A 1595-nucleotide genomic window follows, 5' to 3' on the forward strand; every position below is an offset into this window, starting at 1 on the left:
TGACCACCCCGGCCGAGTACGAGACCGCCTACTACGCCAACCTCAACCGAGAGTTGGCACCCGCATAGGAGCGGCACGAAACCCGGGACGCTTCAAGTGCCTGTACTTGGTGACCCGATCACTCGACCCGACCGGCACCGGTCGGGCACGATGGGTCATCCGATGGAAGGCTGCACTCAACGCCTTCGCCATCACCTTCGAGGGGCGCATCAACCCCTCGGACAACTAAGGACGCCAGTGGCCAGTTACACCGGAAATCTGACAGTCCCCCCTCGCCGAGGTACTTGCCGAGCTGCTGCTCCCATGCCCCGGTCTTCTGGCGCTCCGCACCGACGATTCCCTCCTCAGTCGCGCCCACCACGATGTATCCCCACCCACCGCAGTGCGTGAGAGCCCGGGCGCGATCTCGGTTAGCCATGGCGAGTATTTCTTTTACGAGGGTTGTCTCAGCCTCCTGCGAAGCAACCTCCACCTTGCTTTTCCACTCGATCCAGTGACGCTCGCCGTCTCGATCTCCTGCGGCGACGATCGCGCGCACCAACGCGATGCGGCGATCCTCTGTGTCAATCGGATGCGACGTATCGAATGCGATGGGCACTAGAACAAGTTCCTCTGCTCGGTTGGGGGATGTGTTCGTTCCCTCACGTCTTAACGGCTCTCGGTCTCCGCGCGCGTTGCTGCTGCTGTTCGCTCGCCGCCGGAACGTCTCGCAGGTCGTCCACCTCGCCGACTGGCGGGCTGGGTGAACCCAAGCCGTTTCAGTTCCGTTGGTGTCCATCCGGCTGCGGTGGCGTTGCTCCATGCTTCGCCTTCTGCGCGCTCTGCTGCGGCGAGTTCTGAACGCACTCGCGCCGTTTCGTGGTGCGCTTGTTCGAGTCGCTGGACGCTCTCCAGGCGGCCGGCAAGCAGTTCTTGTGCCTTGGTGGTGATCTCGCTCATGCACTCGCCTTCAGGCCGCCACCGCCTTCCGGTGCCGCGGAAGGACGAGGCCGATGACGACGGCGGTCGCGAAGCAGATGGCGGCATTGACGGCCAGTGCCGTCGTGACTCCGTGCAGGATATGGCCGGCGGTAGCTGCCCCTGCGGCGGTCGCGATCGCTGACATGACGGGCGTGCCGAGTGTGATGCCCACCTGCTGGCTCATGGTGGCCAGCCCTGTGGCCAGACCCTGCTCGGCGTCCGGCAGCCCGGAGGTGGCGGTAACCATGAAGCCGACGATGACGACCAGGTTGGCGACGCCACCGACGAAGGTTGCGACCAGCAGCACGACCAACCATCCTGAGGCGTCACCGAGGAACGCCAGCGGCACGGTGGAAACACCCTGTGCCACCAGCCCTGCGACGATGGCTCGCTTACCCCCAAGATGGCCGATGACGCGCGGAGCGATGACACCGCCGAGCACTGTTCCCGCGCCAAGCACAGCGAAAGCGAGACCCGCCTGGAGGGGCGTGTAACCGCGCACTTCCTGAAGGTAAAGGGTCAGGAGAAAGACCACAGAGGTGGGGCCTGACCCCGGTTCTTGGACACGCTGAATCCAGCACCTGGTGCTGGGGAAGCGAGATGATCGAAGAACCATGGCCAGGAAGAACTACTCC

Annotated in this window: 1 protein-coding gene and 1 pseudogene; one reads left to right on the forward strand and one right to left on the reverse strand. The window is 64.2% G+C overall.

The window, feature by feature from the left end; all coding sequences use genetic code 11:
* Positions 1 to 94: 94 nt before the first annotated feature.
* Positions 95 to 229: pseudogene (locus ABH936_RS14060) on the forward strand (IS256 family transposase); the annotation flags it as partial.
* Between the two features lie 720 nt (positions 230 to 949).
* Here ABH936_RS14060 and ABH936_RS14065 read toward each other — a convergent pair.
* Entirely contained in the window at positions 950 to 1495 is a 546-nt protein-coding gene (locus ABH936_RS14065; protein ID WP_404603551.1) for an MFS transporter, read from the reverse strand.
* Between the last annotated feature and the right edge of the window lie 100 nt (positions 1496 to 1595).

This window comes from Dermacoccus sp. GAS27A (genome assembly GCF_044909235.1).
GTDB lineage: Bacteria > Actinomycetota > Actinomycetes > Actinomycetales > Dermatophilaceae > Dermacoccus > Dermacoccus nishinomiyaensis.